General features: G+C 61.3%; 2 protein-coding genes and 2 rRNA genes. 1 reads left to right on the forward strand and 3 read right to left on the reverse strand.

Features of this window, described 5'->3' with window-relative positions; genetic code table 11:
• The 3 genes from ACFYWL_RS30785 to ACFYWL_RS30795 form a co-directional block, all read right to left on the reverse strand.
• Positions 1–2,180, reverse strand: a 23S ribosomal RNA gene (locus tag ACFYWL_RS30785); the annotation flags it as partial.
• 314 nt (positions 2,181–2,494) lie between these two features.
• Positions 2,495–4,019, reverse strand: a 16S ribosomal RNA gene (locus tag ACFYWL_RS30790).
• 652 nt (positions 4,020–4,671) lie between these two features.
• Positions 4,672–5,220: a MarR family winged helix-turn-helix transcriptional regulator gene (locus ACFYWL_RS30795; protein WP_386980207.1), complete on the reverse strand. Its 549-nt coding sequence runs from the start codon at positions 5,218–5,220 to the stop codon at positions 4,672–4,674.
• Between the two features lie 124 nt (positions 5,221–5,344).
• Here ACFYWL_RS30795 and ACFYWL_RS30800 point away from each other — a divergent pair.
• Positions 5,345–6,092 (forward strand): MFS transporter (locus ACFYWL_RS30800; protein WP_386980210.1); only part of this gene is annotated, 748 nt, incomplete at its 3' end.

The following is a 6,092-nucleotide window of genomic DNA, read 5'->3' on the forward strand; positions in this document are numbered from 1 at the left end:
CGCCATTCGTGCAGGTCGGAACTTACCCGACAAGGAATTTCGCTACCTTAGGATGGTTATAGTTACCACCGCCGTTTACTGGCGCTTAAGTTCTCAGCTTCGCCACACCGAAATGTGACTAACCGGTCCCCTTAACGTTCCAGCACCGGGCAGGCGTCAGTCCGTATACATCGCCTTACGGCTTCGCACGGACCTGTGTTTTTAGTAAACAGTCGCTTCTCGCTGGTCTCTGCGGCCACACCCAGCTCACACCGTAAAGATGATCACCAGGCATGGCCCCCCTTCTCCCGAAGTTACGGGGGCATTTTGCCGAGTTCCTTAACCATAGTTCACCCGAACGCCTCGGTATTCTCTACCTGACCACCTGAGTCGGTTTAGGGTACGGGCCGCCATGAAACTCGCTAGAGGCTTTTCTCGACAGCATAGGATCATCCACTTCACCACAATCGGCTCGGCATCAGGTCTCAGCCATACACAAGGCGGATTTACCTGCCTTGAGACCTACACCCTTACCCCGGGACAACCACCGCCCGGGATGGACTACCTTCCTGCGTCACCCCATCACTCACCTACTAACCGCTCGGTTCAGCGGCTCCACCACTCCCCTCAACTCCGAAGAGATCAGGGCGGCTTCACGGCCTTAGCATCACGATGCTCGATGTTTGACGCTCCACAGCGGGTACCGGAATATCAACCGGTTATCCATCGACTACGCCTGTCGGCCTCGCCTTAGGTCCCGACTTACCCTGGGCAGATCAGCTTGACCCAGGAACCCTTAGTCAATCGGCGCACACGTTTCCCACGTGTGAATCGCTACTCATGCCTGCATTCTCACTCGTCAACCGTCCACGACTACCTTCCAGTGCCGCTTCACCCGGCAGACGACGCTCCCCTACCCATCACAGCCTCCGTTAAGAGTACATGCTGCAATGACACGACTTCGGCGGTACGCTTGAGCCCCGCTACATTGTCGGCGCGGAATCACTAGACCAGTGAGCTATTACGCACTCTTTCAAGGATGGCTGCTTCTAAGCCAACCTCCTGGTTGTCTGTGCGACTCCACATCCTTTCCCACTTAGCGTACGCTTAGGGGCCTTAGTCGATGCTCTGGGCTGTTTCCCTCTCGACCATGGAGCTTATCCCCCACAGTCTCACTGCCGCGCTCTCACTTACCGGCATTCGGAGTTTGGCTAAGGTCAGTAACCCGGTAGGGCCCATCGCCTATCCAGTGCTCTACCTCCGGCAAGAAACACACGACGCTGCACCTAAATGCATTTCGGGGAGAACCAGCTATCACGGAGTTTGATTGGCCTTTCACCCCTAACCACAGGTCATCCCCCAGGTTTTCAACCCTGGTGGGTTCGGTCCTCCACGAAGTCTTACCTCCGCTTCAACCTGCCCATGGCTAGATCACTCCGCTTCGGGTCTTGAGCGTGCTACTCAAACGCCCTCTTCGGACTCGCTTTCGCTACGGCTCCCCCACACGGGTTAACCTCGCAACACACCGCAAACTCGCAGGCTCATTCTTCAAAAGGCACGCAGTCACACCAAAGTGCTCCCACGGCTTGTAGGCACACGGTTTCAGGTACTATTTCACTCCCCTCCCGGGGTACTTTTCACCATTCCCTCACGGTACTATCCGCTATCGGTCACCAGGGAATATTTAGGCTTAGCGGGTGGTCCCGCCAGATTCACACGGGATTTCTCGGGCCCCGTGCTACTTGGGTGTCTCTCAAACAAGCCGCTGACATTTCAGCTACGGGGGTCTTACCCTCTACGCCGGACCTTTCGCATGTCCTTCGCCTACATCAACGGTTTCTCACTCGCCTCACGGCCGGCAGACCGTGAAAGAGAGATCCCACAACCCCGCACGCGCAACCCCTGCCGGGTCTCACACACATACGGTTTAGCCTCATCCGGTTTCGCTCGCCACTACTCCCGGAATCACGGTTGTTTTCTCTTCCTGAGGGTACTGAGATGTTTCACTTCCCCTCGTTCCCTCCACACTGCCTATGTGTTCAGCAGCGGGTGACAGCCCATGACGACTGCCGGGTTTCCCCATTCGGAAACCCCCGGATCAAAGCCTGGTTGACGACTCCCCGGGGACTATCGCGGCCTCCCACGTCCTTCATCGGTTCCTGGTGCCAAGGCATCCACCGTGCGCCCTTAAAAACTTGGCCACAGATGCTCGCGTCCACTGTGCAGTTCTCAAACAACGACCAGCCACCCGTCACAGCCCACCGAAGCAGACCTGTACCGGGACCGGCAACCGAAGACCCGGCCCCACGGCCGAACCCTCAGACACCCAACAGCGCGCCCGGCACAGCCAGCCGGCCAGATCAGCGTTCCACACCCCCGAAGAGGCAGTACTAGCGCCTGGCCCGTCCTGGACCATGCCGAATAGTCAACGTTCCACCCATGAGCAACCAGCACCGGACACTCGCCGGTGTACTGGCCTCTGAACCAGGCAAGCCTGGCTAGAAGTGCTCCTTAGAAAGGAGGTGATCCAGCCGCACCTTCCGGTACGGCTACCTTGTTACGACTTCGTCCCAATCGCCAGTCCCACCTTCGACAGCTCCCTCCACAAGGGTTGGGCCACCGGCTTCGGGTGTTACCGACTTTCGTGACGTGACGGGCGGTGTGTACAAGGCCCGGGAACGTATTCACCGCAGCAATGCTGATCTGCGATTACTAGCGACTCCGACTTCATGGGGTCGAGTTGCAGACCCCAATCCGAACTGAGACCGGCTTTTTGAGATTCGCTCCACCTCACGGTATCGCAGCTCATTGTACCGGCCATTGTAGCACGTGTGCAGCCCAAGACATAAGGGGCATGATGACTTGACGTCGTCCCCACCTTCCTCCGAGTTGACCCCGGCGGTCTCCCGTGAGTCCCCAGCACCACAAGGGCCTGCTGGCAACACGGGACAAGGGTTGCGCTCGTTGCGGGACTTAACCCAACATCTCACGACACGAGCTGACGACAGCCATGCACCACCTGTACACCGACCACAAGGGGGGCACCATCTCTGATGCTTTCCGGCGTATGTCAAGCCTTGGTAAGGTTCTTCGCGTTGCGTCGAATTAAGCCACATGCTCCGCCGCTTGTGCGGGCCCCCGTCAATTCCTTTGAGTTTTAGCCTTGCGGCCGTACTCCCCAGGCGGGGCACTTAATGCGTTAGCTGCGGCACGGACAACGTGGAATGTTGCCCACACCTAGTGCCCACCGTTTACGGCGTGGACTACCAGGGTATCTAATCCTGTTCGCTCCCCACGCTTTCGCTCCTCAGCGTCAGTATCGGCCCAGAGATCCGCCTTCGCCACCGGTGTTCCTCCTGATATCTGCGCATTTCACCGCTACACCAGGAATTCCGATCTCCCCTACCGAACTCTAGCCTGCCCGTATCGACTGCAGACCCGGGGTTAAGCCCCGGGCTTTCACAACCGACGCGACAAGCCGCCTACGAGCTCTTTACGCCCAATAATTCCGGACAACGCTTGCGCCCTACGTATTACCGCGGCTGCTGGCACGTAGTTAGCCGGCGCTTCTTCTGCAGGTACCGTCACTTGCGCTTCTTCCCTGCTGAAAGAGGTTTACAACCCGAAGGCCGTCGTCCCTCACGCGGCGTCGCTGCATCAGGCTTCCGCCCATTGTGCAATATTCCCCACTGCTGCCTCCCGTAGGAGTCTGGGCCGTGTCTCAGTCCCAGTGTGGCCGGTCGCCCTCTCAGGCCGGCTACCCGTCGTCGCCTTGGTGAGCCACTACCTCACCAACAAGCTGATAGGCCGCGGGCTCATCCTGCACCGCCGGAGCTTTACACCGTCAAGGATGCCCAAGACGGTCATATCCGGTATTAGACCCCGTTTCCAGGGCTTGTCCCAGAGTGCAGGGCAGATTGCCCACGTGTTACTCACCCGTTCGCCACTAATCCCCGGCCGAAACCGGTTCATCGTTCGACTTGCATGTGTTAAGCACGCCGCCAGCGTTCGTCCTGAGCCAGGATCAAACTCTCCGTGAATGCTTTCCCCGTCACCGGGGCGAACACCACGAGAGCGGGACCAGGAGAAGGAATGATCCTCCCGGCCCACAGCGTCCTCGCTGTGTTGTTTCAAAGGAACCTCGCCGCCGGAAACATCCGGCAGACGGGGTATCAACATATCTGGCGTTGACTTTTGGCACGCTGTTGAGTTCTCAAGGAACGGACGCTTCCTTCGTACTCACCCTCTCGGGCTTTCCTCCGGGCGCTTCCCTTCGGTGTCCCCGACTCTATCAGACCTTTCCGATCCGATTTCCTCGGCGCTTTCCAGGTTCCCGCTTCCGCGATTCCCTTTCCGGCGGCTCCGACTTTATCAGACCCTTTCGGCGTCTGACTCCCTGTCAGGAGGGTTTGTCTTCCCGGCTGCTGGGCCGTTCCGACGCCCCAAACCCTAGCGGATCCGCTCTGTGATTCCCAATCGAGCCGACCGGGAGCGCGGAGTCCCGTGCGTATTCGAATTCAGACATGCCGAATTCGATCCCGTCGGGAGATCGTGCTGAGTGGTGTGGGGTGCCGCTGCTGCGGCGGGAGGTGCTGTCGCAGAACCGTTACGGCCCGGCGGCAACCCGGAGAACTCTACGGATCGGGGAGGGGGGTGTCAAGTGGCCTCTTCGTGGCCTCCGGGACCCCCTCGTCAGTCGAGGTCGGTGAGGCGCCCGCCGGCGTCGGGCTGGGCGTCCTCCACCCGGCGCAGCAGCCGGGCCAGCACCTCGCCGAGAACCGTGCGCTCGGCCGGGGTGAGGTCCTGGAGGAGTCCCTCCTCGAAGACCGACGCCATACGCATGGCCTCCAGCCACTTCTCCCGGCCGTCCGGCGTCAGCTCGACGATCACCCGGACCCGGTTGGACTCGTCGCGCTCGCGGGTGACCAGCCCTTCGGTGACCATCCGGTCGATCCGGTGTGTCATCGCGGCCGGGGTGAGCCCCAGTCCCTTGGCGAGCTCGCTGGGACCCATCCGATAGGGGGCACCGGACAGGACGAGGGCCTTGAGGACCTCCCACTCGGCGTTGCTGATGCCGAGCGCCGCCGTCTGGCGGCCGTAGGCCACGTTCATCCGCCGGTTCAGGCGGGAGAGCGCCGAGACGATCTGCTCCACCTGGGGATCGAGGTCCCGGAACTCGCGCTGGTAGGCGGCGATCTGTTCGTCGAGGGTCGGCTCGCTGACGCCGGGGTTGTCGGCCATGGCCGAAGTATCGCACGGAGCGGCTTGGCGTCGAAGTCCTTCGAGGTGTACTGTTTAGATTCGAAGTTTAGCTTCGAAGTCTTCACTCCTAACTACTACCGGACTAGTACCGGATGAGGTGAACGTGACCAGGGCGATGGGCGCAGCGATGCGCCGGATCCACGTGGGCAACGCACTCAGTGCGTTCGGGCTCGGCTTCACAGTCCCCTACCTGTACGTCTATGTGGCGCAGGTGCGGGGTCTGGGAGCCACGACGGCGGGGTCGGTCCTCGCGGTCTTCGCGGTGGCCGCGCTGGTCGTGCTGCCGTTCGCCGGCCGGGCGATCGTGCGGCGCGGCCCGCTTCCCGTACTGCTCACCGCTCTGGTCACCGCCGCTCTGGGCGCGTTGAGCCTCGGTCTCGCGGGCGGCGCGGCGGCGGTGCTGCTGTCGGCCGCGGCGCTCGGGGCCGGTCAGGCCGTGATGCAGCCGGCGCTGGCGACGATGATCGTGGACTGCTCCACCGCGGAGACGCGGTCGCGCGCGTTCGCGATGCAGTTCTTCCTGCAGAACCTGGGGCTCGGTGTGGGTGGTCTGATAGGCGGCCACCTCGTCGACATCTCGCGGGTGTCGTCGTTCACTCTGCTCTTCATGATCGAGGCGGCGATGTTCCTGCTGCTGGTCGTCGTGATGTCGACCGTGCGGGTACCGCACGCACCCCGCGTGGCCGGAGCACCCGTGCCGTCCGCGAGGGGCGGCTGGAGGCAGCTGCTCGGCAACCGCGCGATGGTGCAGCTCATGGTGCTCGGTTTCGTGCTGTTCTTCGCCTGCTACGGCCAGTTCGAGTCGGGGCTGAGCGCGTACGGCGTGGAGGCGGCCGGGATATCGACGTCCG

Origin of the sequence: Micromonospora sp. NPDC002575, assembly GCF_042889525.1 — a bacterium.
Lineage (GTDB): Bacteria > Actinomycetota > Actinomycetes > Mycobacteriales > Micromonosporaceae > Micromonospora > Micromonospora carbonacea.

Coding starts and splice junctions, on each gene's coding strand:
- ACFYWL_RS30795 (WP_386980207.1), bottom strand. CDS start 5,220: ATGGCCGACAACCCCGGCGTCAGCGAGCCGACCCTCGACGAACAGATC.